Raw genomic sequence first — 25,841 nt, 5'->3', positions numbered from 1 at the left:
ACGGCATTCCTGAAAATTATTAAAGAGAACATTATCCACAGAGCACCATGGCACGGGCCGGGTCAATGGCGATCAGCCCCGCCAGCAGCGTATCCATTTCGGGCATCAGACGGGCTTTATCAGATTCGCTGCGACTGGCTTTCATCCGCAGAAGCTTCAGGCGTCGGGCCTGGACCTCAAACAACAGAGCGGGTTCCCAGTCTCCCAGCGTCAGCTGTGGTGCACAGGTAGTCAGTTCGCCAAGCAGATGAAGCGCCATTTCGTTTCGGCCATACTGCTCAGCCACCCGGGCCATCAGCAGGCGTATCAGCCAGCGATGGCGTGGTGTGTCCATTCCCGGTCGGGACTGGAGCCAGGCAAGCGCCGCTTCGGGACCTTCCGTGTCTCCCTTTTCCATGGCTTCGGACTCAAGGAGCAGCACATCATCAGCCTGACCATTAACGACGGTAGCGGGTTCATCGCCGTACATCAGGCCCTCTTGATTCACTTTTTCAGCAATCCAGGCGGTGGTGACTTCGTCGGCAAAGGGGGTACCGTCATTCCAAGCCAGCCCTTCAAGACCTGGGAGGCGTTTAAGGAGCAACCGTAGATCGAACAGGATGCAGTCTGTCCAGGTATCCCATGGCTGACCGGCATAGCTGAGCCCCTGCCAGAGGTACCACTGAAGATCGAGCCAGAAATGGTTGACCCCTTCGCAATACATCTGGCTGGCCTGCTCAACCAGCTCGGTCCAATTTTTCTGAAGATATAGTCGCTTCAGTTGTGCGCGATACTCGGGTTTCGGCGGTACCAGACGGGTGCGACCGCTACTGTCGAGAGCGGGGATCTGATCGACCGTATCCCACCGCACAGTCTTAATCAGCCGGTGAGAAGCCAGCCAGCCCTGAGGTTGTTCGCTCAGCCAGCGGGAAAGTAGCTTTGCCTGGTCGAGTAAATCGCGGCCCGATTTCACTGCTGACAGTTGCGGTGAATCTGAATGGGCAGTTTCACGCCTGTGCTCCTGGACGCTGCTGTTCTGGGGAACCAGTGCTTCCATGCCACCTGAGCGTGCCAGGCGGTTTTCAAGAGCGGTACAGAGGCCTGCAAATGACGGTTTTTCAGATTCCGGCCAGTCTGCCAAGGCGGATTCAAGCAGGTTTATGGCGCCAGCCGTCAAACCGGCATCGTTGCTGTCCACCTCGGGCCATAACAGTAGTGCATCAATAACTTTTGCACTGTTCAGCCACTCCAGCGCAGCTTTACGGGCAGCGGGACGCTGGGGATGACATGCCTGCCCGTAGCGAGTCAACATCGCGACAAGAAGCAGTAAGCCTTCGGACAACCCTTTTTCGCCGTCGCGGCTGAGTCGGGCTTGTACGTACCAGGTCACCACACGAATATCTTTAGCGCATTCGCAAAGACACTTCTGGGCCAACTCGCACAACAGCGCTGAATCGGTCCCTGAAAGCTTATTAATCTCTTCACGCATCAGCTGAAAATTATCATCGTATGCGGGGTCGTCCCCGGTTTCAGCCCCGGAGGTGAACGGGTGCAGCCAGTTATCCCAGAGCGACAGGGCGTCATTTGCGCAAGAAATGAGGCGTTGCCTTTCTTCCTGGCTTGTGGCGCAGGCGGTTAACAGATCTTCCGGTGAACTCATTCTTTTTCCCGTTTGTTAGTCTCTTTCATAAATCTCACGACCGCTTCCAGAGAATCGTCGTCCTTGCCATTGACGATTTGCGGTGGCTTCCATTTCAGCAACATACTTTTCTCCTCCCCCTGGGTGGGTTTGCCCTTCCAGTAGCTTTGCCAGTGGGCTTTTCTGACATGGGGGCGAAGGCGCCGATGGGGCGTGGAGGGGTTGTCCCCTGAGGGACTGGCTTCCGGCGCTCGCGGTGCCTGCCTGAGCGCGGAACCGGCCCGGACGCATGCAAAAATCTGCACAGGCTTGTCCGGCGGGATGAGACGTTGATGCTTTCCGACACGTCTGGGTGCGGGTCTCACCGGTTTCCCCTCCCTTCCCCATTCGCCGCTCTCCGAGCAAAGCCAGAACAGCACCGGCAATACGGCGTGCTAAAGCCCACGGCTCCCCTCTTCCTGCTGGCTGATGGCCATGGAGGCAGGATTGGTTAACGCAAGATAATCTATCTCCATCGGATCGTACTCCCGGGAAAGCGGATCCTGAGCGAGCGTCAGGGCGAGCAGCGCATCCGTCTGGTTATCACGATCGACAAGGGTGGAAAATGCGTCCATCAGCGCACCCTGGCCTTCAGCAAAGGTTGTGTCAGCCGTAAAATCGAGCCAGAATTCCCAAAATGACAGGCGGTGAAACATTTATCCTGTCAGTGCGTTGGTCTGGCGGGTTTCTCCCGTGATCCGAAAGAGAGATTCATCGCAATGGAGGAGCGTTATACCGGTTCGCCAGGCCGCAAGCGTCATATAAAAGATATGTGGCGGGAAACGTTTTATGATCACGGGACAAAAGAATCCTTCCACTGGCGCTGGGTTATGCTTCAGCCAGTCACTGAGCCATGCCCGACACTGCCGAAAGGTCATAAATTGCCTGGGAGCCGATGATTCAGCCTCCCGCCATTTATCTACCTCGCTGAAAATACCTGGTGACCAGCCTTCAACCTGTTTTGCAAAAGCCAGTGCAGGGTGAGTTTTCCCGCACACCGTTACTGGCGCTCTTCTGCGCCAGCGGCGACGCTGAAGATAGTGTCGGGCAGCGTAAACCCCTTAAGCTTCAGTAAAGCAAGCGGACCGTCGCCCAGTTCGCTGCGTATAACAAACTTCAGTGGATTACCTTCAGGGGTGATCCATACCAACTGCGTGCGGCTCGCATCAAGAGATGTGTTCTGGGCCATATCCAGCAGACGAATGAAACCCCAGTTCCCTTGGTTGTTTGCGTAAAGCTGCATCCCGCTGCTGACACTACGCCAGCGGAGACTCACCCCTGGATAGTACGTGTTTCCCGGCCAGGTAAAGCTTTGCCAGCTTTCCATCTGGTTAAAGAAGTCCAGATTTTGCTCATCAAGCGTTAACTGCATACGGGCCACATCACGGGAAGGACGCGCCATTAATTCGAAATGTACGTTCGCATCCCCCTCTGCAAAAACGATATCCGACAATTCAGCCAGTTGGTTGATTGCCCGCAGGAAATCCGGGTTCACCTCCATCCCTTGGCTTGCTGAAGGGTCAACTACCCAGCGATTCCCTTCCTGATGAAGAATGCCGCCGAGGTTGGTTTGCAGGAACATAGCGATACGTCCTGAATCACTGCGCAGGAACTGAGCTAGCAAAGGTAGTGAGGCATCACTTCCGGTGGGTTTAAACGGATAGCGACCGGCAAAGGCTTTGTTCCATTGTTCGACAATGGTCGTCTGCCACCGGGTATTAAGGCTTCCCGCTGCCGGAGCCAGTATTTGTTGCCAGGCCAGATCCAACGGTTGCACAAACAGGGACTGACCGAAACCGTTCCACTCCTGCCCCAGGCTGGCTGCGACCAGACTGCTGTAATCACGCGTGTCGGTCAGATCGATAGCCTTACCCTGAAATACGGTCTGAGCTAGCATCTGAGACATGGCTTGCGGATCCGGCGCACTGGTAACCTGCTGAAGTTTAAGGCGTACTTGGGTGACGCGGGCAAGCCAGGACTGGAAACTCAGGTTACCGTTACGTCCCGTACCCTCTTTTCCTTCCATGAATCCCTTCAGCGGCCCAAAAACATCCTCCAGCGGTCCTTTTGGCCCCTGCGCCTGCTCAATGAACTGTCGGGCATATCTTTTTCGGCCAACCAGTTTTTTTGCTGAATCCACTATTGAATCCGCCAGAGCCTTGTCCTTATCTCCTGTTTTTCCCTGGTAGTTTAGGGTATTCATCAGCGCAACAAGTGGCGAACGGCGCACATCCCCGATCAGGTTGAGCTGGGCTATAGCTTCTGACAGCGAAGTCGCCTCCTGCCACTGAATGCTGTTAACCATATTCAGCCAGGCATTGCCAAAATCAGTAAAGTAACGCTCAGTCAGACGGGTCTTCAGTGCTTCAGGGGAGATATCGCTTCCCGGCTGGTGGGTCTTATCCGTCAGTACCCAGTCGATTTCATCCCGGCGGGTTTTAACCACCTCGTTAATGGCATCCTGTACCTGCTCTTCCCAGGCCTGGCGGGTAAACATTCCCGGCACCACTTCTTCCGTCCTGAACACTGTTGAGGCATCAGTATCGCCGGTCATATCCGCTAGCGTTAAATCCGGCCAATTGCTGGCTACACGCTTAAGCATGTCCTGATACAGACCGGATTCGGCGTTACGCTGGCCAATCTGTTTAAGCAGGATCTGGCGCACGGTCGCGACAAGTTCAGCATCCGGCTTAATTTTCCAGTCCGAATGCGAAGGGAGGTTCTGAGCATAAAAACCCAGCAGTTTCGGCGCCAGCGCCTGCCAGATGCCATCCGGCACGCCCTGTCGTTTCGGCCAGACCTTTAGCATATTTTTCGCCAGCCATCCGGCATCGGCTTTGTCCGGCCGGGCCATCATCAGATAACTTTTCAGCACATCGTAAGTACGCTGTGTACCCTGTGTGCGGGCATCACTTGCTGGAGGAAGTTGCACGAAGGCGTTCAGTTGATGCTGCAGGTTAGCTGCAACGGCATCACGCATTAGCAGGATATTGTTGCGGGCATACAACGGCCAGAGCGCCGCGAGCGTATCGCTGTCCTGATTGAGTCCAAAACGGGTATACCATGGCGCACCGGTCGCCTCGCGGTTTTGAAGACGGGCAATGACCTGCTGGAGTACAAGCTGGTTGTGCAGGCGTTCAGCCAGTGGTTTTGCAGTATCTGCTGCCTTCCTCGCCATTTCCTGCGCCTGATAAATTTGGGTACGGTTAACAATAAGGGACAGCAGTGTACCGGCCCCCCACAGGACAATCAGTGAAAGCAGAATTAACCGCAGCATCTTCAGCCAGTCGAAGCCTAGCTTCCTGCCGCTGACGGCATTACAGTCATCAATGACGGCTTTCCAAGTCGGTGTGTCGGCGTGTGTGTTTGGTACCGTTCCGGCAACGGTCAGTTCAGGGCTGAACATGACCCCACGTAAATGCAAGGCCGCAGATCCCTGCATCAGCTCGCAGAGCAAAACACCCAGACTGGCTTTCAGCTCCTGCCGCAGTCGGAAGGACAAGTGAAGTAGACCGTTATGAGCCGGATTATTCAGTATCTGTGCCATACCAGCTTTTTGCAGGTGTAGAGCCAGAGTAGAAAAGGCTTCACCCGCGCCTTTCACGGTGCCTTCCGGCCCGAATATGATCCCTGTCGCAGCCGTTTCCTCGTCCTGCTGAGCGCCAGTAGCGTTGTCAGTCAGCCACAGCCAGACAGGCGCCTGCCAGCCCAACTGGTGGTCGGCTTTCTGGCGACAACGCAAGAAGGCATCCCGTTCGCTATCCGTCGGGAGGGCTGAGGTACTGATTACATGAATGATGCCATCAACCGGTTGCCCGGATCGCAGGCGTTTCAGTTTTGAAAGGAAGACCTCATCCGGGAGGGACTGTGCATTACCTCCATAAATCAGCACGTTGCCGTCGCCTTCCTGCCAGAGATCATGGCACAGGCCCGGGGCTGCTTTATGGACGTCGTCCGGATTCCCCATTACCAGCAGGATTCGCACCTTACGCTGCCAGCGGCGCCCATAGCGAAAGCGCAGGTGTTCGGACACGGCGTCTTCGCTGAAGACCGGTTCTTCGTCATCTTCTTCACTGAGAATGGTGTTCGTCACCGGAGTGATACTCTCAGCCTTTTTCTGGCCCCACTGGAAATACAACCCGGATTTACCGGCGAAGTCGAAAGCCTTCTCTGTCAGCCAGCCGAGTAAAAACATCGCGGCAACCATAATGGCGCAGAATGTGAGTATTCGTTGACCGTCATACGGTCCGAAGCCGGTGGCTGAGGCCACATTTTCCGGAAAGGCATAAAACAAAAATGCCACGATGGCTGTCAGGAAAAAGGCGACAGTCACAACCGAGCCGATGAGTGTTTTGACTTTTACCTTAGACATTCTTAGGCGATTCCTTGCGAACTTCTTCTTTGGTGATGACGGCGACCCAGATGTCGTCCTTATCAGCGGCGGGTTGTGCGGCGATAACCTGCGCCCCTCGTTGTTCAACGTCAGCATTAGCAAGCGTGATGGCCAGCCATGGAGCAGCATGGCCGGTATATCCCAGCACGGGATCGATACTGGAATTGTCTTCTGAAAGACTAAATTCCACTTCGCTCTCTTCGCAGGCATTATTCCAGCCGCTGCCCGACGTCAATGTGGGACCGGAGATCCAGCTTCCTTTGAGTTCATTGGGCAGGATCTTCGACCAGAGCAGCGCCCGGGTGAGCGTCTTTGTGAGCGTTGTTTCTGTTCCCCTTTCGGGGCGATGGAGGCGGAGCGCATCCGGCAAGGCATTGGCTTTGCGGTTGCTCAATACCACCATTGAGACAGCATCAGCATATTCTTCCCGGGGAGACGCCGGTAACGACAGCGTGATGGCAACCAGAATGCCAGGGTTGTCCCATCGCTTGTCCAGCCAGGCATCAAACGCCCCCAGCCCTTTTCCGGCCATCAGGCGAAAAATCCTGCCCGTCTTGAGTGAGAGATCGGCTTTAAGCTGCTCTTCAATCAGGGGATACAGATCGTTATCACAATCCAGCATCAGCCAGCATGGCAGCTCGGGCGGAAGCGGCTTAACTATCCCCTCTACACGCGTGGTCAATTTATTAACCGCTGCTTTCAGGGCCTTCGTTAAATCTGTCTGATATTCTGGTAATGCCGCGTATCTGACCGGTTTGTCACATCCTCTTGGGCGATAGAAATCGATAACGGGAGCTGCGACTTTCATTGCCTTCAGCAGGTCATCGGCATTGTTTCCGGCCGGACTCTGAATATAAGTACCGAGGATCCAGGCGCAGCGCTGACCGCGCAGAATTTCACTGTTGATGAGTGCTTCCCGCTCGACATTCCGGGACTCGGCCCCCACCTGTTCGGCTTTATAGGCAAACCGGCGTAAACCGAAAATAAGCCCCCAGGTGCAAAATGGAAGACCCAGTGCGGTGAACCAGAAGACAAATCCGGTTCGCTCTGATGTCCAGTACCATAGCGTGAGTGTTATACCCCCCAGCATGATAAACGCCAGGAACAGCAGCCAGCGACGGGGGCCGGGACGCGCTATTTTTTGGGCCTTTTCAGGGATGGCATCCAGCCAGACGGGCATAATCAGGCAACCTTTGCTGCGGCAAATGAACTGATCAATGTGCAACCACAGGCACATTTGTGACCGTGAAAGGCAACCGGGATACCATGATCAAGGTAATCAGGGTTGCCTTCTACGATGGTTGTAGGGCCATGTCCCGGAACCGGGCAGGACACTTTGTCGCCTTTGCGGGCAACGCCGATACCACCGAATTTCATCGTTTCCGAAGCGGTCAGTACTGAGCCGCCGTGAGTGGTTTTATCGCCTTTGCGAATAATTTGAAGCATAAATTTACCTCATATCTGTGAGTTCCATGGAAAGATGCCTATGCCTTACATTTGCAATATGCGTTTCTTACCAGGTGCTCTTAAAGTCAATCTGTCTCAATGAGGCCAACTCAACCCAGCCTGTAACTGTAGTTCCTGACTTTGTTTGATAAGAAACTTGGGTATACGAGCCCTGCGTTTCTAATCGCTTAACATAATCTCCATTGACAATGAAAGTGTTTGTTTTTTCATGCCAGAGTCAGTTCTCGCAAAAAATTACACACGTTTCTTACTTTGAACCTGATAAATAACCTCACCTGAAAGACAATATTTTTGAGCTTTTTCGTATTCATTATTATAGGTCAGTTTAATTGGACTTTCCGGATCGATAGTTGTGTTAAGCAACTCTGCTTTGTTTTTGTCAAATAAAACCCATCCTATTGCGCCTGTGCCATCGGTATCAACCACTAATTTTGCCCTTATAATTGAATCATCATCTTCATCAATTATTAATTTTACTTTGTTGGGCTTTAGATTCCATTCATTAAATGGATAGTTGCTACTCCTCACTAACTCAGTAAAATATGAGTAGTACTGTTCCGGGCTTGCAGCAAAGGACATGGACAACGGCAACAACGAAAGTAATAGAGCCGTTATTCTTTTATAAGCCTTCATTTACTCTCCCTTTTGATTTCATCTACAAAAGTATGCCTCATTTTCGAAACGGCAGCTCTGTGGTTTTCTTGTGCAGTGAAGTTTTGTAAGCTCCAGGTTGCCCGTTTGCCTAAATGATCTATCGTAAATTCCATCATATCTAAGACTCATACAGGCGTATTATCTTCTCTCTATGAAAATCAGCATTTTATTCAATTGGGTGAAACTTATCTATTTCATCCCCTTGGTTTGTGTAAGTTTCTTGAGTCCCTTTTTTTACCAAGATGATAAAAGGAGTGAGTTGCACGTCTTTACATTCTTCAAGTACTTTTTTGGTTATAGCGAATTTGTAGTATTTATTGTCAGTGTCATCTCCACTGATGTTGATACATTCTTCAGGTGCTGTAGTTAGTTTGTTCTTCTTTATGATATCTGGAATAATATTAAAAACAGTTTGTTCGTCACTTGATGGACCACTTGTATATCCGGTATTTTTTAAATCTGATAGTTTGAGCCATCCATCGACCGAATCGCCATTTTTCTTGAAATATGATGCAAACAAATATCCATTGAGAGTGGTGTATCCTGAAACAACATCACCATTAACTAAAAATAAATTATTAATCTTGCATTGTTCACTTGGTGCGCTGTGGAAGTAAAGTCTTGTTTTCGATACAACCTTAAACATATTCATGGCATGATCTACATATGCTTGTTCCTTCTCGGCTGTTTTGGACAGTTCCGAACAAAAGTCGGTAGCATAGGAATAGCAACAAAAACCATATAATAAGATGGATAGCATGATCTTAATCATTTCAAACCTCTGCTTTTCATATAACTACCTTTCATTATAGCAATCAACTTTGAAGCATAATTAGGGTCTGTGGCATAGCCTTTATCCTGAAGACCATGAGCCCATTTTTCAGGATCATCGCTTTCAAATAGTGAGGCATATCTCTTGTTTTCAGTTAAGAATCTAGTTCTGTCGGAAATACTGTCTTCAAAAGAGTTATATGCTGCAAATTTATCCTTAATTTTAATGTTGCTTCCATTGATATGTTCAGTGGTCCATATCTCAACAAATTCCTGTCCGCTTTTAGCCTTTATTCCAAAGAGATTGAAACTATATGTCTTATTGTTTAAATCAACTGGGACCTTACGCCCATACCCCGATTCATCAATGGCCTGAGCAGTTGTTATTGCCGCAGGAATACCTGATTTTTCTTGTTCTTTAAGAGCGGCCTCATAAACAGCATCAGTAAACTGTTGTTTGGTCATCTTGCTCCAATCTATATCATTTCGTGGTTTTAGAGCACCAAGGAACATTATTGGATGCATATGCCATAACGAGGGGCCTAGCTTCTCCGTGGTGACATCCTGCATCCATGCCATTTTATCAAGAAAATCTTCGCTGTATTTCTTCCATTCCGGAGCGTCTTTCTTCAGAGCATTCAGGAATGGTTGCCAGATGGAATCACCTTTTTTGAAGTACCAGTCGCTGGGATGTTTTACGATTGTTTTCTGAATGACGTCACGATAGTCAGGATTATGAAGTGCTCTCCAGTATTCCATTGGAGAGTAACGGTCGCTTCCACTGTCAATTTTATCAAGAAGGCCCTGATAATTATGCTTCACCAGTGCATGGCTGGTTCGGGTATCACCGGTCGCTGCCTCGTAAAGTGCGTTGATAAGACTGCGGAAGAACCCAATAGGCTGGTTTTTCCCATCCAGGTAATCAAAGCTGGTTGGTTCAGCGGTTTCAGTCCTGAAACCCAACTTTGCCAGATCATACTGTGACAACAGTTGAGGCTCTGCCTGGCCTTTGGGGACGTAGGCATTCTCTGGCCGTAGCTGCCAGTATTCTTGTTTTGTTGATTTATCCGTTTCAGTTGTGACTTTGCTCAACGGAAGAATGCCTGTCCGCGTTGTCGACGTCGAGCCCTTTGAGAAGGTGCCTTTCGCGACATCTTTTGTGTACAGAGCAAGGCCAGGAGAATACTTCAGCCAGAGCGGGTTTTTCTCCCCCACTTTTTCTGGGTTGGTCAGGAATTTCTCCAGATTATCATCCATGCTGGTACATTCGATATGTACCTGGTATCGTGCCTCATAACCACCATCCTTTGGTGCCTGATAGTAGCCCATGTGCCCAATCGCGTCACCAGCCTTAATAGGGAGCGGTGAACTGAGACTAACTGTTTTATCGAGTACCATGACTTCTTTTGCTGGTGGAGCCAAATAATCCCACCAGCCAGGGCCACTTCCTGGCGCTGGTTTAATATTGTTATTGTCGACCAGCATCCAGACTCTTTGGCCCGATTTCAGTTTTCCGCTATCCGCGTTCAGGGTCGCCAGTACATAAGTACGTCCCCCTTGGGTGGCGGTGAGGGAAGTATTTGAGGCATCCCAGGTAACAGGAGTCCCTTTGTTTACATTGCCTGCACTCGCTGGCCTCTGGTCGCTGCGGCTCAAATCCATAATCAACCAGTCGGCTTCTGAATATCCAGAGAGCGTATCCTGAGTTATCCAGTGGATTTTTTTCGCACTTTCATAGGCTGAATACGGTGCAAGATGCATATAGAAGGTGTAGAAATGTAGTCCGCTGGACTCTTTCTCACCTGGTTGAATATAGTGTTTTACCAGGACAAATGACCCCGAAAAACTTAGTGGACCAGATTCCCAGCCTAGCGTCAGATAATCCTTGCAGACACGATAAGCAACGACTTCCCCATCAGCCATGCAACGTATAGCCTGCTCGCCTTTAAAAGCAACCGGGAAATCAAATGCCTCCAGAGGTGCTTTGCCACTGAGAGCACACCATGGCGTCGTTGCATGTGTGATATGTATACCGCCATGCCACATCCCGCTACGGCCAATCGCGTATTGTCCGGTTGACTCCCCCGCTAAATGGGAGAGAATGTCTTCCAGGTTACTAAATTCATTTCCCCGGTTATTAGAGGGGATCGGCCAGACAATTTTGATAGGCTGTTTTTTCCTGTCAATATTACTATCAGAAGCAGTATCTTCAGAGTAACGATAAAGAATATATGCGGGTTTTATATTTCGATATTGCTGCCCAGGATAAAATCCTCTAAGTTGTATGAAGTCTGAAATCCAGTGCGTACCATTAAATAAAGCAATGTGTCCATGAGGATGCCCGTCAATAGGTTGGATGACAACAACATCACCTACTTGTTGTCCGGGTATAGCTGCTGTGTCTGTAGGGCCTGAACCTGTATAAGAATAAACAGGTTTAAAACCTACGGCTTCAAAAGATGGGCCGTAATCACATGCTGACGCGGAGCCGCCGATCCTTGGCGGCGGAATCTTAATTTTGACACCTCCAGCCTCTACAGCCCTTCTAACATATGCAGCGCATTTCCCATGACTTTTTGATTCAACATGACTATTTATATAACTAACTGATGCACGATTATTCCACATGGATTCAGCCTTTTTATTCCGTTACGCTGATGATTTTCCAGCCAGTGTTGATTTTATTAAGGGAAACTCTGAGTATTTTTTTAGGTTCAGAATCATCCCCCAGAACAACCCCAACCACCGACTTGCTTCCATTTTCCGTAATAGTGTGGGTCTTAATGTTCAACTTCCAGGAGGGGTATATATCTTGAGACTTTGTAAAATAATTAACGTCAGACTCAATCCAAACACCGTACCAGTCACAAACATAGTTCCCTTTATACTGTTTGCACTTGTGTTTATGTGAGCATTTTTTTTGTAATTCTGATAAAGACATCGAATCGTCTGAATCATAATTACACATTGTAGAATCGCTAATGCTGTGTATTAGTTGGTTAGAGACGTATTTTTTGATCAAAGCATCATTATTCTTCGAGTCATCTTTAAGATACTCTGAGTAAAAGTCATGTACAATATCTTCCGGGCTTGTTGGTTCAGCAGCAAAAGCTAAATGAGAGCAAGTAAAGAGGAGTGCATAAATAAATTTATAAAATATATTATTGTTTGATAATTTCATTTTAAATTCTCAGCCGTTAAAATTTGCAGCTTTCAAAATCCATTTCATTTCCCATCGCAACAACTGCAGCATGTGCTTGTTTGAAAAAATCGCAAAAACTCAAAGCAATAACAGCAATAAATTTTTGAAATTCTATATCACAGTACATATTCTCTGTTTACTATCTTTTATTTCAATCATTAAAAGACTTGCTGCTCATTTTGTTTTCCTGAATGATATCCGTAAGGCTGAAATTGGGTGTTTCAATGGGTAGATTTGCACCGGCACTCGGTACAAGATAGTCCGAAGTTTTCATAATGAACTCACCAAATGAACCATGCTCAATACCGTTCTTACTCAGCCGCAGGTAAGACCCGCCACCGTTCAGCGTCAGCGTTTCGGGGGTGCTGATAACAATTTCGTCTTCACTGCTGGTCACCGTCAGTTGCTTTTCAGAAAACAGGGCCATCGTGTTGTGCTGAGCCTGAATTTCGATGTCACCCTGGTTGGCGACCAGTTTCGCCCCTTCTTTATGTACAAACAGACCGAGGGCCTTTTCTACCGTCACGGACAAATTCTTCATCGCACCGATATCAAGATGCTGACCTGCATTGATCATGGTGTTGCGGGTACTGCTGATCTGAAGGTGTTCACCTGAGGTCAGTGCAATCCCCTGTGGAGCGCTACCCAGCAGGACCGCAGACTGGAGATGTTTGATTTTGTCGGTTACAAGACTAATCTGGGTATTGATGTCACAGACCAGCGCTCCGGCGGCTTCGGCAGCGCTGTTCAGCGCCTGCATCTGGCGGTTGGCCTGGTTAATCTGGTTAATCGCTGGAGCCATTTCCAGCACCGGTTCCTGCGCTTTGGCCTGTCCATGCGCGGTCAGAAAAATTCCTTTTGCTGCACGGATCGCACCAAATTCATCCGTGCGCAGTTCAAAGCCGGTACCTCGGCGTTCCCGCTGCGCATCAACCAGATGGCCTAAATTGAGCTGGCTTTTGCCGTACTCCGTGGCGAGCTTAATATGCTCCTCACCACGCTTATCTTCCAGCCGCAGTTTGTTATTGGCCGGGGTACGCAGGACATTGCGCGTGTGGTTGTCGCTGGTGACATGGTCAGGATGTTCAGAATCATGCAAAGCATATGCGATATACGGCCGGTCAGGGTCACCGCTATCAAACATCACCGCCACTTCCGTGCCGTCAAGCAGCGGCGCATGCCAGCCGTAGGTATCTCCGGCATACGGTTTTGCCAACCGCAGCCACAAATAGGCATAGCCCTGTTCGGTGCTGTTACGGTCAAAGTCCAGCTTCACCCGGTAACGCCCCTGTGAGTCGAGCCAGGCGTAGGTGTCATCTTTTTGTGTGCTCTCAACCCGCGCCGGTAGCGAGCCGGAAATAACCGGACGGTTAAACTGCTGCGGACGGAAACAGACATTTTCGCTGTACGGGATACCCTGGAATGTCATCCTGAAGCTGTCCTCACGCGAGCCGCTGGCATTTACCGCGGTGATAACAATCCCATCCTTCACCACTGCTGGTAACCGTGCATCGCTTTCCAGCACCTGGCCTGGCGCCAGATGGGGACTGGAGGTATGCCCGCTCACGGTATACTGCTCATTCAAAATGCGCTCGTGGCGCAGTCGGGCAAAGAACGCGCCGGTCTCCGGACTATCCGTATCACCTGCTGTTAGAAATGGCTCTGCGTAGTGGTAAGTTTCACCCGTTGTGATACCTTCCTGCCCGCTGATGCTTACCGTGCTATCCTGTGGCGTCAGCGCTTCCCGGTAGTTGTAATCTCGGGTTGTTACCCCGCCGCTGACAACGTGGTACGCGGTGTGAATGTCCCAGACACTCTCCTTACCACTGTCACTCATTCCGGCTGGATTACGTAACGGGATGGTCACGCCAAACTGGTACTGTTCCTGAGAGTCCTGAAAGATGATGACATCCTGCTCAAGGCGGCTGTCCATTTCGAAACGCCAGAAAATACCCACTTCGGCCAGCAAACGCTGGATAAACTCCAGATCGGTTTCCCGCCACTGGGTGATCAGTTCCCGCGCCGGATACTCCCGGGACAGACGGAACTCAAAGTCTGCCCCTTCCAGCCCATGCTTACGTAGCACCTTTTCCACAACTTCCGTCACGGACTGGTTAAGGAAAATATCGCAGCCCTTCGTATGGCCTAACAGGGCGATACGCGGCACCAGCGCCAGGGCGTAAACGGTGTCCTCTTTCGAGGTGGAAATGCGTTCAAACGATGTCACCACACCATAAACATTACGAACAGGAACAGCCGGCATGCCGTCATACACAGGGGTCTGAAACGTAAAGGATGCGGGTTTTAACAGTACAGAATCACATGCGATATCCGGTGATGCGCAAGTCACGGAGATATCATACCGCCAGGGTTTGCTGAGGGACTCGACCGAACTGAATTTCAGCACATCAAGAAATTCAGCGCAGTTATGAATATCCAGCCGGTAACGGGACTGACCTGAGAGTTGCTGTACCAGGTTCGCCGAATCGTTTATCAATAAATCACTCATGGCTGCATTCCTTTATTCGTACTGTCAAACTCCAGCACAATCCCCCCCTCTTCATCCCAGCCCATCGTCAGGTGCTGCGGCTTTTGTCCTACCGCTATATGCGTCAGCAACTGCTGGCTCAGTACCGGCAGGATTTGCTGGTTAAGCAGGCTGTCGATATTGCGCGCCCCGGTGTCCGGCAGCAGGCAGGCGGCGGTCAACGCGTCATACAGGCTTTCGCCGATCTCTGTCGTCATTCCGTAGTGTCGTTGCAGACGTGTGCTCACCTGTGCCAGCTTCATACCGACGATGCTGCGCATGGCGGCTTGTGCCAGCGGACGGTAAATCACGGTCTGGAAGCGGGCCAGTAGGGCTGGCTGAAAGTGGTCGCGTAAAATCGGGCGCAGCAGTTCGTGCAGGTCACCTTCGGTGGCTTCCGGCTGTTCGTCCAGCATCTGCATGATGTGGTCGCTGCCGAGGTTGGAGGTCATCAGTATCACCGTGTTGCGGAAGTCAATTTCCCGCCCCTCGCCGTCGCGCATAAAGCCGCGGTCGAACACCTGGTAGAACAGGTTCATCACATCCCGGTGCGCCTTTTCCACTTCATCCAGCAGCACCACGCTGTATGGGCGCTTGCGTACCGCTTCGGTGAGAATGCCGCCCTGGCCGTAGCCGACGTAGCCCGGAGGCGACCCCTTGAGCTGGGAGACGGTGTGCGGCTCCTGGTATTCGGAAAGATTGATGGTGATAAGAGATTTCTCGCCGCCGAACAGTTCATCGGCAAGCGCCAGCGCGGTTTCGGTTTTGCCGGTGCCGCTTGGTCCGGTCAGCAGGAACACCCCCTGCGGGCCGTTCTCCGGCGCAAGACCTGTTTTTGAGGCGCGCAGGCGCTGCGCAATAGCGTTCAGCGCCGCATCCTGGCCCACCACACGTTTGCTCAAACTGGCTTCCAGACTCAGCAGTTCGGTCTGCTCGTCCTTCATTAATGATGAAAGCGGCACCCCGGTCCAGTCGGCAATCACCGTGGCGACAGTACGCGTGTCCACGTCCAGCCCAAGCAACGGGTTACCCTGCTGAACCTCTCTCAGTTGCTGTTGCAGGTCTGCAATCTCCGCCTGTCGCGAGATATCCGCGCGGCAGGCGAGCAGTTCTTCTGTAAGTTTCAGCTCCTGGCCGTACTGCGTTTCCAGCGCGTCGAGTTGCAGGATAATGTTGATTTCGTCCTGTTCGATGGCGGCCAGGCGCTCTCCGTGGGTGGCGTTACCCACCGCCATATCCTCCAGCAGCGCCTGCTTTTCCATCGCCAGGGCCGTGAGCTGCGCCTTCATCCGGGTTAGCGGTTCCGGCACAGTGTCAAGGCTCATGCGAATACGCGCCGAGGCGGTGTCCAGCAGGTCCACCGCCTTGTCCGGCAGTTGACGGCCGGTGAGGTAACGCCTGGAGAGAGTGACAGCAGCCTTCACCGCCTCATCCGTAATGTGCACCCCGTGGTGCTGTGCATAGCGGGATTTTAGCCCCCGAAGCATCAGGCAGGCGGTGTCGTCGTCCGGTTCGTCAACCTTAACCATCTGGAAGCGGCGCTCCAGTGCAGCGTCGCGCTCGAAGTACTGCTTGTACTCGCTCCAGGTGGTGGCGGCGATGGTGCGCAGTTCACCGCGAGCCAGGGCCGGTTTCAGCAGGTTGGCTGCATCCGCCCCGCCCGCCTGATTGCCTGCGCCGATAATGGTGTGGGCCTCGTCAATGAAAAGGAGAACCGGCAGTGGCGACTGCTGCACCGCGTCTATGATGTTTTTCAGACGCTGTTCGAACTCACCCTTCACACTCGCCCCCGCCTGCAGCAGGCCAAGGTCAAGGGTGCGCACGGAGACAGGTTTAAGCGCATCCGGCACATTGCCTTCCGCAATGCGCAGCGCCAGCCCCTCCACCAGCGCGGTCTTCCCGACACCCGGCTCGCCCACCAGAATCGGGTTGTTCTTGCGGCGTCTTGAGAGAATGTCCACCATCTGGCGGATTTCATTATCCCGGCCAAACACCGGGTCGATTTTACCCTCGCGAGCGCGGGCGGTGACGTCGAGGGTGAACTTATCCAGCGCGTTCTGCAGGGCCGGATTCAGTTCCCCTTCTTTTACACCGGCATCAACCGGCCGGCCGACAAATTCCACCTCACCGCCCTGCGTCATCTCAGCCTCCTGCTGCACCTCCGGACGCTCGTCCGACTGCGCATCCAGCAACGGACGTAAACGCTCCAGCTGGCTCTGGGCCAGCGTTAACAGCGGCCACAGACCATCGCAGCGGGCCAGGCTCTGTTTTTCCACCAGCGCCATCAGCAGGTGAATGCTGCGAATGTGTTCCTCCCCTGCCAGCGAGGCGCGCAGCCAGGCATCCTGCATTAACGACTGCACCGCGTCCGAAAGCTGCGGACGGCTGCGCACTGAGCGTGGCAGCGAATCCATGAACCCCAGCAAATCCTGCCAGATGGCGTCCATATCCCACTCATAACGGCGCGCCAGTACCGTGAGATCGCCCTCGCCCTGCTCCAGCAGTTTCAGCAGCCAGTGCTCCGGCAGGATTTCCGCGTGCGCGCGCGTCTGGCACAGGGAGGCAGCGCCCTCCATCGCACGGGCACAATAAGGATTAAGACGGCGTAACAGGATGGCTGGATTTTCCATGAGATTCTCTCTTTATCAGTTCCGGACACGCTACCGCCCGTCGCTTTTCCTCATTTAAGGAACCCAAAGCGCACAAGGTCAGGCAGGCAGATTGTGTTTTTTTGCTGAATACCCGGAGGGCCAGGTATTCAGCAAAAAAAGCAGACGGATAGCCGTCTGCTCAGGGAATCAGGCGGTAGCGCGTTCATTCCAGGAATCGGAATGAATGATGTTGCCGTCTTTATAGGTCCAGGTGATTTTTTCGTAGCGCAGCTCAATCTGTTCCAGATGGTTGTGCTTCTCTTTGGAGGGATCCTTGATGTCATGCATCAGCGGGTTGACCTTCACCACCTTCACGTTCTCAAGTTTCGTGTTGAAGTACTCCACTTCCTGACCCGCATCGTTGATTTTGTACCACTTGAATTCCGCAGACTTTAGGGTCTGACCAGTGGTCACCGCCTTGTACAGGTACGGGCTGGAGGAGTCGATTTCCTTGGTGAACAGGAACGGGGTGTGGATACGCGTGCCGGTCAGCTTGCCAGTGTTGTTATCGGTCGGGATGTACAGGTTGTGCTCCTGCGCCACCACCTCGATGCTGCCTTCACGTTCCTTCACGTCTACGGAACCTTTAATGTCCGCGCCGCCGTCATCCTTCAGCCACAGATAAACTGGAATTGCCATATTAATTACTCCATTTCATTTTTTGATACGTCATCATCCTGAGATGACGCAGGGGTGTTGCCCGGTAACTGACAGGCATTTGCCTGCGGTACCAGACTGATTTCGACACGGCGGTTAAGCGCGCGGCCTTCCGTAGTGTCGTTGGTGGCGACGGGTCGGCTTTCGCCGTAGCCCTGCACCGCAAAACAGCTCTCCGGCACGTCGCCGGTGTCGCGCATCCAGTCGCGAACAGATTCGGCGCGTTTCATTGAAAGCGCCTGATTGGATTTTTCATCGCCCACGCTGTCGGTATGGCCCGCCACCACGATCAGCCAGCCGGGCTTCGCCTTAATACCGACCAGCGAGTTCACTAGTAGCCTGGTAGAGCCGGGTTTCAGCGCCCATTTGCCAGTGTCAAACAGAGACATGCTGTCGAGGCGGATGATTTTTGGTTGTGGCTCTGGCTCAGGTGCCAAAGGGGGCACATACGTGTCAATGGCCTTCTGTAACGCCAGCCATAAACGCTGGCCAGGGTAATAACCCAGTGCATACCGGAGGGGTTCCCCCTGTCGCTGCCAGCGCTCCAGCAGAAGAGCATCCTGTTTCAGCGCCGCGAGGGACTGCGCCTTGGGCTCATAATGATTCATAGGAATGTCATACCAGCGCTGCAAATCCGTTCCGACGTGGCGAATCAACGCCGCGTTATTCAGAGCAGAAAAAGCCAATGCAATCAGAACACATACCAGAATCCATAAGGCGAGACGACGAGTGCGCTGCCCACCCTGCATGGGAGCACAGTAAGGCGCCAGCATCGGTAACACCGCATCAGGAAAACGTCCTGATGCTTTCGCAGCTCCGACTGCCTGCGGTAAAATCAGATGCGTCATGCGATACAAGTGGTGCGACCACAGTGAAGCCGCGTCAGCAGATGCCTTACCACTTCTTAAAAGGACAGCAAACGGATGAACCGCCGGAAACAGCCGATCGTCTTTTGCCAGTTCATCCATCAGAATGATGCGCATAAAAGTAAAAGCTTCCCGAATGACTGGCATCAGCACCAAAGGATTTTCTTGTTGCCAGTCATCCAAAGCCTGTGGCGTATCATCAACCGGATAAACAACTGATTTGTCGCCGCGCACAACAATCCATGGGGTTTCTGGGCCGGAAAACTCACCATTCAGCATCACCGGCACAGAAAATCCGGCAATCTGATTAAGTTGCTTCATTTGCTGGCGCAACGTTTTCAGTGACGCGCGCAACACGGCTTCATCCTGATGTTTGTCGGGCTGGCAGGAATACATAACAGAAAGTTGTCCGAGCTGACGCGGCTGTTGTTCATGAATGCCGCGAACAACGTCGCTTAGCCTGTTGACGTCATTAACCCGAAACCACCAGCCCTGTGCGGTTTTGCGCATTGTTTGTCCAGAAAATAATGCGTCCAGTTCATCCCCGCAGACGAGAACAACAGGACCTCCGGCATCAAACACAGGCAGCTCACAGAGAAATGCTTCATCCTCGGCTATCATCTTGCCAGTGCTGCTTTTTAAGCAGACCAGCCAGATCGCCAGCGCAGCAATGCACAGCGTTATCACGCCTTTAAACAGCGTACCTACAGGAATAAATCCCCACAGCAGCCATAAAAGTGCCGCGACACCCACCAGAACGTGAAAGGTCAGAGATACCAGGGCTGATTTACGCATTAGTGAGACAACTCCGGTAATTGCTCTGACAACAGAGCCTGGAGCCAGAGGTTCCCTCCCCACCACACAATGCCAGTGACCACAATAGCCGCAGCAATCCAGAACCAAACGGAGCGCAGCAGGCTATAGCGATGCTTGCCGGCCCCACGCACCACCAGCGAGATGTCTGCATCCAGAGGCGGGACTCGCTCAGCAAGCGCGTTAATCACTTCTTCACGCTGTAACTGGCTGACTGAACGGCTATACAATCCGCGGAACCCCAGTGCTATTACCCGGTGGTAACAGATCAGAACAGCCATAACCGGCGCAGGCTGGCGTAATATTTCAGCGATACGATCCCAGAGAGCTTCCCCTGCGTATAGCGAACCAAAATATCGCGCCTGCAGCGGCGCTTTTCGCCAGGCAGCCTGACCTGCCTCGACATCGTCGCCCTCACGCGGCGTTCTGCTCATTACCACTTCGTCAAGCAACGCACATTGTGCATAGGAAATATGCTCAATACTGACCTCGTCGTATCCGGCACGATCCAGCGCCTCGCGCACGCTTTCCACGTGTTTGCAGCAGGTGTCGTAGAGCACATTACCGTCGGACGTTATTGCGCCGTTTTTGAGCATAGTGACGGTCAGCCAGGTTTCCGCCATCAGTTCATCAATATCAATGTCTTTTCTCATGATCGCAGTACCGCAAACAGTTCAAGCTCAAGCCGACCCAACAAAGCTGGCACGTAGAACATGCAAACGCCCTGCTCCAGCATGTTTCCGGCCGCAGCACTCTCCATGTCCAGCGCGAAATACTGGTTTTCCATCCGCACCGGCAGCGCTGCCGGAACGCGGTTGACGGCAATAAGCGGGATCCCCCGCAGTGCGACGGTGGAAATAGCATTCACATCATCCGGTGAACCTGCCTTACATAATGCAGGGAATCTCTCCGCCAGCTGCCAAGCGGGAACGTCAGACCTGACAGACAAATAGAGATCAGCTTCTTCGCGCAGACGAATATCGTGCAGCGAGGCTTTCCAGGTCTGCTCGTCCGGTCGAAGCATGTCCAGCGCGATAACACGGGACGGCAGACTGGCTTCCAGCAATCCAGTAATTAGTTCAAACAGTGGGGGAAACGTTTTTTCTGGTTCGGTATGGTCATAGCCGGGAATGGCGTCCAGGTCGCTGTCGAGAGAAAACGTCAACATGCTGCCAGCCAGCCTCGCGAGTTCCGCCCAAACCTGTTCCGGAGGGCGGGCTGGAAAACGTTCGAATTCTGTCAGTACCCGCGCATGAGAGTTCAGCGCATTGAGCAGCCAGAAAAGAGAGACGTCTGCCACAGCAAAATCGGCCAGTCGCTCATTGCTTTCACGTCGCATGGACATCAAACGCTGACGACGGGAACGAAGCTGACGGTTCAATAACACCAGTCTTTCACGCATCGTCGGGCTTGCAGAGAACAATGCCATTGGCGGTATAAATGACGGGTCCTGACGCCATCCTTGTCCATCGCGAATCAAACGCGCAACGGGGCAGCACTGCCACGACGCGTTATCTTCGTGTTCAAAACGTATCGCCAGATTAAAGCGGGCGACAGCGACGGATTCTTCCTCGCTGCCAAAAGCATCCTGAACATTGACCCACTCTTCGCGGTAGCGAAGCGGCCGATCGGCCATCGCCGAGTCCTGCTGCACGTTATTCAGCCCGGACTGCATGAGTGGCAGGGCAATCACTACCGTGACCGCCTCGGCCTGCTGCGCCAGCTCCAGCTCGCGCGGTTCAGGTGGCAGATCGCTGACGGCTGTATCTACCAACGTACCATCGGGCAGCCAGAGCCGCAGTTGTGTAATCTGGATCAGGCCTGTGCCCAGCAGCCTGTCATCAAATTCAACCCGCTCCACGCCCCACGAAAACGTCGTGGCGAGCGCCGCAACGCCTGTGCTGCGGAAAGTTTCCCATTCTGACTGTTGCTGGAATTGCTGAGGGGACAACAGCGCCCCCTCGTTCCACAGCGGACGATAAATTTTCATCCCTGCTCCCGCCTTATGCTTTCGCTTTCGGCATCTGGCTCACCAGCGACAGATTCACGTCCATGCCTTCCACCTGGAAGTGTGGCACGGCGTACAGCCGCACGCGGAAGAAGCCCGGGTTGTCCTCGATGTCTTCCACCACTACCTTCGCGTCGCGCAGAGGATGCGATGCCTGCAGCTCGTCGCCCGGATCGGTCATTTCGGTTACCAGACCGCGTACCCAGGTGTTGAGTTCCAGCTCAAGCAGACGGCGATCTTTCGTCGTACCGATGTTTTCGCGCTGAATCAGCTTCAGGTAGTGAGCAATGCGTGACAACAGGAAGATATAGGGCAGTCGTGCGTTGATGCGGCTGTTGGCGGTCGCATCGGCGGTGTCGTACAGGGCCGGTTTCTGGGTGGAGTTCGCCGAGAAGAAGCAGGCGTAGTCGCGGTTTTTGTAGTACGACAGTGGGATAAAACCGAGATTCGCAAACTCAAATTCGCGGGTCTCGGGGATCATCACTTCAGACGGGATCTTCACCTGGTTGCCGGTGCCAAGATCGTACAGGTGGATCGGCAGATCTTTCACCGCCCCGCCCGCCTGTGGGCCACGGATCTGTACGCACCAGCCGTTGTTGATGAAGCTTTTCACCATATTGGAGGCGAAGGAGAATGACGCGCTGGTCCACAGGTATTTCTCGTGATCCGGGCCTTTCACCTGCTCAACATAGTTGAAACTGCGCACCGGCACGGTGTCCGGACCATACGGCAGACGCCCCAGCACCCGCGGCATTACCAGGCCGATATAGCGGGCATCGTCGGTGTCGCGAAACGATTTCCACTTGATGTACTCGGCGCGGTCGAAGTAGTTGCCGATATCTTTAATCGCAGCAACCTCTTCCATCGACTCTTTCAGGAAGAACTTCGGACCGACGGAGCCGATAAACGGCATATGCGCCGCGGCAGACACTGTGGAGATGTTGCGTAACAGCGCCACGTCCTGCGGGCTGGCGTCAAACTCATAAGCCGATATCACCGAGCCAATCGGTTCACCGCCCGGGGTGTCGTATTCGGCGGTATAGGTGTGCCAGTAAAGCCCGCTCTGAATGAGCTCCGGCGCGTCTTCAAAGTCCTGGCGCAGAGCGTCTTTTGAAACATCCAGAATTTCGGTTTTCACATTCTGGCGATAGTCGGTGTTATCCACCAGCTGCTTCAGGCCACGCCACAGGGATTCCACTTTCTGGAATTCTGTATGGTGCATCACAGCATCGAGCTGGCGGCTGATCTGAAAATCGAGTTCAGCGATATGGTGGTCAATCAGCGTTTTGTCGAGCTTTTCCACCTGTTGTCCGGAACGGCGGATGCAGTCCATAAACACCTGCATCGCCGCAGTCAGACGTTCACCTGCTGACGCATCAGCCAGCGCGGCGTCATCCAGAAACGCATTAATATCGCCCAGGCTGGAGGCTGGGGTCAGATTGATTTTTTCAAACAGAGAGGCATACACACCCTCTTTTTCCAGTACAGTAGTTTGCCCCTGAGCAGAGCCATTTTCAGTATTTAAAGACATCAGCATATTCCCGGTTAATCCATTAAAAGAGACATCCACACATTATTTCGGGGCAAGCACACTCATTTCGTTACGTAATTCCTGAGTCAGCGCCGGATCCTTAAGAATTTTCTCGAGCTCTTTTCTGAAAGTGGCGTTATCCAGCAGATTGGATTTGAGATCGCGTAATAAATTACGCATGGCCAGCATAGCGCGGAGTTGAGGAATCTGACGGGCGACCTGTTCAGGTTCGAAGTCTTTCATGCAGGAAAACTGCAGGCGGATATTTTCTTCTTCACCGTCGCCAGTGAGCGTATTTTGTATGGAGAGATTAATCTCCGGGTTAAATTCCGAAAGTAAGCTGTCAAAGTTGTTTTTATTGACGTTAATTTTTTCACGTTCAGATAACACACGGGTTTCTTTACCGTTACTGAAATCTCCAACCGTCAGAATCTTAAGGGGTAATTCAACTTTCTTCTGTGCGCCACCGGTGTGGAGAGCCAATTTTAAATTTATTCGTGCCTTCGGCACTTCATTCTGGAAAGAATCAGCCATAGCGGTCCCTTTTCCTTAAGGAATAGTTATAGAGTTAAATCATGTTTATTCGCGAGTGCGATAGTAGAACAAATAATTACAATGGATCAACTAACTATTACTCCAAAATTAGCGTTTATCTACAGAATTACAGGTACCGCTAATTGCAAGTACCATTATCTGACCACTGTATATTAAAAACAACACTTGCCGCCAGCCAATAAATAAAAACCATCCCCTAAGAGGATTGTATATTATATTTATATTCCATTATTCTTTTTTAGCAAATCAACGAGAATTATGAATCCCGCCGTTTTATAAGAATAGCAGGCAGACATTTCTATATGGCTTTAAATATCCATCAATATCAGAAATAACCATAATGAATAAAACTGAGACAGAGGCAGGCAGAATATGAAATTGCGGGCAAAAAAAATGGCGCCAGATGTCGCGCCATTTACTGAGAGAGCACTATCGTACGGTAACACTTAGTGCTTCACGATATACATCGTGCGGCTGTACGCCACATCTTCCGGGTTGTTAATCGGATAGCCTTTCACCCAGGGCTTGATTAACCGCCCGTTGGTGTACTGGTAGATCGGCGCAATCGGGGCTTTTTCCGCAATGATTTTTTCTGCGGTATTGTAATCCGCATTGCGGGCCTGCTCGGTGGTCTCCAGGGATGCCTGGTTAATCACCTTGTCATACGCCGGATCGTTGAAACGCGAAATGTTGCCAGTATGTGTTGAGGTCAGCAGGGAGAGGAAGGTCGACGGCTCATTGTAGTCACCTACCCACGAGGCTCGGATCACGTCGAAATTACCGGTATTACGGCTGTCGATATAGGTTTTCCACTCCTGGTTCTGCAGCTTCACATCCACTCCCAGGTTCTTTTTCCACATCGACGCCACCGCGATAGCAATCTTCTGGTGGTTCTCTGAGGTGTTATACAGCAGCGTCAGCTTCAGCGGTTTCTGCGCATTGTAGCCAGCCGCCTGCAACAGCGTTTTGGCCTGCGCGTTCATCTCTTCCTGGCTCATCTGCTCAAACGGCGATGGCTCAGGGGTAAACCCTGCGGTCACGTCCGGCGTGAAGTGCCATGCGGGTTTTTCGCCGGTACCCAGTACTTTTTCAGCCATGATGCGCCGGTCGATGGTCATGCTGAGTGCCAGACGCACTCTCGCATCCGCCGTCGGGCCTTTCTGGGTATTAAAGGCGTAATAGTAGGTGCCCAGTTGCGGCGGGGTATACACCTGGCCCGGAATGTCCTTCATTAGTTTCTGATAAAGATTTTTCGGGAATGACTCGGTGATGTCGATATCGTTCGCCAGATAGCGCTTGGTGGCAGACGACTCCTGGTTGATCGGGATAAAGATCACTTTCTGCAGAACGGTTTTGTCGTTATCCCAGTAATGGCTGTTGCGCTCAACCACCAGCTTCTCGTTGACCACCCGGTCTTTCAGGATATACGCACCGTTACCTACCAGCGCCCCAGGACGGGTCCACTCCGGGCTGCTCTCCACATTCGCTTTTTGTACCGGATAGAAGGCGAAGCTCGCCGTCAGATTGGCAAACCACGGCAGGGGTTTATCGAGCTGCACGCGCAGGGTTCGGTTATCCACTGCCGTTACGCCCAGTTTATCCGGCGTTGCCTTACCGTCGATGATCGCCTGCGCGTTAACGATTCCGGCCAGGGTCGCAAACCAGGCGAACGGCGAGGTGGTTTTCGGATCGACCAGGCGCTGCCAGCTGTAGACAAAATCCTGCGCGGTGACGGGGGTGCCGTCAGACCACCGGGCGTTCTCGCGCAGAGTGAAGGTCCAGGCGCGGTTATCATTACTCTGCCAGCGGGTCGCTACGCCTGGCACCAGTTCGCCCTTTTCGTTTTGATTCACGAGCCCCTCGAACAGATCGCGAATCACCTGAATTTCAGGCAGACCCACCGCTTTAGCGGGATCAAGCGAGGCAGGTTCATCTTTGATATGACGCACCAGCTCCTGTTTGGATGCCAGGGTTGTCCCGGGGGGAACATCCGCCGCGAAGGCGTAAGAAGAGAGGCCACACAACAATAAGGCAGAACAGATCAACGAAACCGGATGCTTCATGAGATCCCCTTTGAAATGATGGGTAC

At 52.3% G+C, this 25,841-nt stretch carries 18 protein-coding genes and 1 pseudogene; all 19 read right to left on the bottom strand.

Annotated features, from left to right (window positions below):
• Positions 1-31 precede the first annotated feature (31 nt).
• The 19 genes and pseudogenes from tssA to C3406_RS08615 all read right to left on the bottom strand — a co-directional run bounded on the left by tssA (position 32) and on the right by C3406_RS08615 (position 25,815).
• Positions 32-1,639, bottom strand: coding sequence for a type VI secretion system protein TssA (tssA, locus tag C3406_RS08700; RefSeq protein ID WP_103822194.1), 1,608 nt, complete (start codon positions 1,637-1,639; stop codon positions 32-34).
• 125 nt (positions 1,640-1,764) lie between these two features.
• Positions 1,765-2,037, bottom strand: a pseudogene (locus tag C3406_RS26810) (AcrVA2 family anti-CRISPR protein); the annotation flags it as partial.
• 15 nt (positions 2,038-2,052) lie between these two features.
• Positions 2,053-2,313 carry a hypothetical protein gene (locus C3406_RS08695; RefSeq protein ID WP_103822195.1) on the bottom strand — a complete coding sequence of 87 codons (261 nt, stop codon included), beginning with the start codon at positions 2,311-2,313 and terminating at the stop codon, positions 2,053-2,055.
• 344 nt (positions 2,314-2,657) lie between these two features.
• Positions 2,658-6,029, bottom strand: coding sequence for an ImcF-related family protein (locus C3406_RS08690; protein ID WP_103822196.1), 3,372 nt, complete (start codon positions 6,027-6,029; stop codon positions 2,658-2,660).
• Positions 6,022-7,230, bottom strand: coding sequence for a hypothetical protein (locus C3406_RS08685; RefSeq protein WP_103822197.1), 1,209 nt, complete (start codon positions 7,228-7,230; stop codon positions 6,022-6,024). Before C3406_RS08685 ends, C3406_RS08690 begins: the two co-directional genes overlap by 8 nt.
• Before the next feature lie 2 nt (positions 7,231-7,232).
• A complete protein-coding gene (locus C3406_RS08680; protein ID WP_032418592.1) occupies positions 7,233-7,496 on the bottom strand; it encodes a PAAR domain-containing protein in 264 nt (87 codons plus the stop codon).
• A gap of 255 nt (positions 7,497-7,751) precedes the next feature.
• Entirely contained in the window at positions 7,752-8,150 is a 399-nt protein-coding gene (locus tag C3406_RS08675) for a hypothetical protein (protein ID WP_103822198.1), read from the bottom strand.
• Positions 8,151-8,337: 187 nt separating this feature from the next.
• Positions 8,338-8,943: a hypothetical protein gene (locus C3406_RS08670; protein ID WP_103822199.1), complete on the bottom strand. Its 606-nt coding sequence runs from the start codon at positions 8,941-8,943 to the stop codon at positions 8,338-8,340.
• Positions 8,940-11,570: a glycoside hydrolase family 73 protein gene (locus tag C3406_RS08665; protein ID WP_103822200.1), complete on the bottom strand. Its 2,631-nt coding sequence runs from the start codon at positions 11,568-11,570 to the stop codon at positions 8,940-8,942. Before C3406_RS08665 ends, C3406_RS08670 begins: the two co-directional genes overlap by 4 nt.
• Positions 11,571-11,583: 13 nt before the next feature.
• Positions 11,584-12,123 carry a DUF3828 domain-containing protein gene (locus tag C3406_RS08660; RefSeq protein WP_103822201.1) on the bottom strand — a complete coding sequence of 180 codons (540 nt, stop codon included), beginning with the start codon at positions 12,121-12,123 and terminating at the stop codon, positions 11,584-11,586.
• Positions 12,124-12,295: 172 nt separating this feature from the next.
• Complete coding sequence (locus tag C3406_RS08655) at positions 12,296-14,653, bottom strand: type VI secretion system Vgr family protein (protein WP_103822202.1); 2,358 nt, start codon at positions 14,651-14,653, stop codon at positions 12,296-12,298.
• On the bottom strand, positions 14,650-17,301 hold the full coding sequence (gene tssH / locus C3406_RS08650; RefSeq protein WP_103822203.1) for a type VI secretion system ATPase TssH: 2,652 nt from the start codon (positions 17,299-17,301) through the stop codon (positions 14,650-14,652). The genes C3406_RS08655 and tssH overlap by 4 nt, the downstream gene beginning before the upstream one ends.
• A 168-nt stretch (positions 17,302-17,469) precedes the next feature.
• Complete coding sequence (hcp, locus tag C3406_RS08645; RefSeq protein WP_103822204.1) at positions 17,470-17,961, bottom strand: type VI secretion system effector Hcp; 492 nt, start codon at positions 17,959-17,961, stop codon at positions 17,470-17,472.
• A gap of 5 nt (positions 17,962-17,966) precedes the next feature.
• Positions 17,967-19,640, bottom strand: coding sequence for an OmpA family protein (locus C3406_RS08640; RefSeq protein WP_103822205.1), 1,674 nt, complete (start codon positions 19,638-19,640; stop codon positions 17,967-17,969).
• Positions 19,640-20,311 (bottom strand): type VI secretion system protein TssL, short form, encoded by a 672-nt coding sequence (tssL, locus tag C3406_RS08635; protein ID WP_103822206.1) that lies wholly within the window; start codon positions 20,309-20,311, stop codon positions 19,640-19,642. The genes C3406_RS08640 and tssL overlap by 1 nt, the downstream gene beginning before the upstream one ends.
• On the bottom strand, positions 20,308-21,648 hold the full coding sequence (gene tssK / locus C3406_RS08630; protein WP_103822207.1) for a type VI secretion system baseplate subunit TssK: 1,341 nt from the start codon (positions 21,646-21,648) through the stop codon (positions 20,308-20,310). The genes tssL and tssK overlap by 4 nt, the downstream gene beginning before the upstream one ends.
• 13 nt (positions 21,649-21,661) lie before the next feature.
• Positions 21,662-23,197 (bottom strand): type VI secretion system contractile sheath large subunit, encoded by a 1,536-nt coding sequence (tssC, locus tag C3406_RS08625; RefSeq protein ID WP_103822501.1) that lies wholly within the window; start codon positions 23,195-23,197, stop codon positions 21,662-21,664.
• Positions 23,198-23,239: 42 nt separating this feature from the next.
• Positions 23,240-23,731: a type VI secretion system contractile sheath small subunit gene (gene tssB / locus C3406_RS08620; RefSeq protein ID WP_103822208.1), complete on the bottom strand. Its 492-nt coding sequence runs from the start codon at positions 23,729-23,731 to the stop codon at positions 23,240-23,242.
• 467 nt (positions 23,732-24,198) lie between these two features.
• On the bottom strand, positions 24,199-25,815 hold the full coding sequence (locus C3406_RS08615) for a peptide ABC transporter substrate-binding protein (RefSeq protein WP_103822209.1): 1,617 nt from the start codon (positions 25,813-25,815) through the stop codon (positions 24,199-24,201).
• Positions 25,816-25,841: the final 26 nt, after the last annotated feature.

It is taken from the genome of Leclercia sp. LSNIH8 (genome assembly GCF_002920195.1).
In the GTDB taxonomy this organism is placed as follows: Bacteria; Pseudomonadota; Gammaproteobacteria; order Enterobacterales; family Enterobacteriaceae; genus Enterobacter.
This window is presented reverse-complemented; position numbering and strand designations above follow the sequence as displayed.

Coding starts and splice junctions, on each gene's coding strand:
- tssA (WP_103822194.1), bottom strand. CDS start 1,639: ATGAGTTCACCGGAAGATCTGTTAACCGCCTGCGCCACAAGCCAGGAA.
- C3406_RS08695 (WP_103822195.1), bottom strand. CDS start 2,313: ATGTTTCACCGCCTGTCATTTTGGGAATTCTGGCTCGATTTTACGGCT.
- C3406_RS08690 (WP_103822196.1), bottom strand. CDS start 6,029: ATGTCTAAGGTAAAAGTCAAAACACTCATCGGCTCGGTTGTGACTGTC.
- C3406_RS08685 (WP_103822197.1), bottom strand. CDS start 7,230: ATGCCCGTCTGGCTGGATGCCATCCCTGAAAAGGCCCAAAAAATAGCG.
- C3406_RS08680 (WP_032418592.1), bottom strand. CDS start 7,496: ATGCTTCAAATTATTCGCAAAGGCGATAAAACCACTCACGGCGGCTCA.
- C3406_RS08675 (WP_103822198.1), bottom strand. CDS start 8,150: ATGAAGGCTTATAAAAGAATAACGGCTCTATTACTTTCGTTGTTGCCG.
- C3406_RS08670 (WP_103822199.1), bottom strand. CDS start 8,943: ATGATTAAGATCATGCTATCCATCTTATTATATGGTTTTTGTTGCTAT.
- C3406_RS08665 (WP_103822200.1), bottom strand. CDS start 11,570: ATGTGGAATAATCGTGCATCAGTTAGTTATATAAATAGTCATGTTGAA.
- C3406_RS08660 (WP_103822201.1), bottom strand. CDS start 12,123: ATGAAATTATCAAACAATAATATATTTTATAAATTTATTTATGCACTC.
- C3406_RS08655 (WP_103822202.1), bottom strand. CDS start 14,653: ATGAGTGATTTATTGATAAACGATTCGGCGAACCTGGTACAGCAACTC.
- tssH (WP_103822203.1), bottom strand. CDS start 17,301: ATGGAAAATCCAGCCATCCTGTTACGCCGTCTTAATCCTTATTGTGCC.
- hcp (WP_103822204.1), bottom strand. CDS start 17,961: ATGGCAATTCCAGTTTATCTGTGGCTGAAGGATGACGGCGGCGCGGAC.
- C3406_RS08640 (WP_103822205.1), bottom strand. CDS start 19,640: ATGCGTAAATCAGCCCTGGTATCTCTGACCTTTCACGTTCTGGTGGGT.
- tssL (WP_103822206.1), bottom strand. CDS start 20,311: ATGAGAAAAGACATTGATATTGATGAACTGATGGCGGAAACCTGGCTG.
- tssK (WP_103822207.1), bottom strand. CDS start 21,648: ATGAAAATTTATCGTCCGCTGTGGAACGAGGGGGCGCTGTTGTCCCCT.
- tssC (WP_103822501.1), bottom strand. CDS start 23,197: ATGTCTTTAAATACTGAAAATGGCTCTGCTCAGGGGCAAACTACTGTA.
- tssB (WP_103822208.1), bottom strand. CDS start 23,731: ATGGCTGATTCTTTCCAGAATGAAGTGCCGAAGGCACGAATAAATTTA.
- C3406_RS08615 (WP_103822209.1), bottom strand. CDS start 25,815: ATGAAGCATCCGGTTTCGTTGATCTGTTCTGCCTTATTGTTGTGTGGC.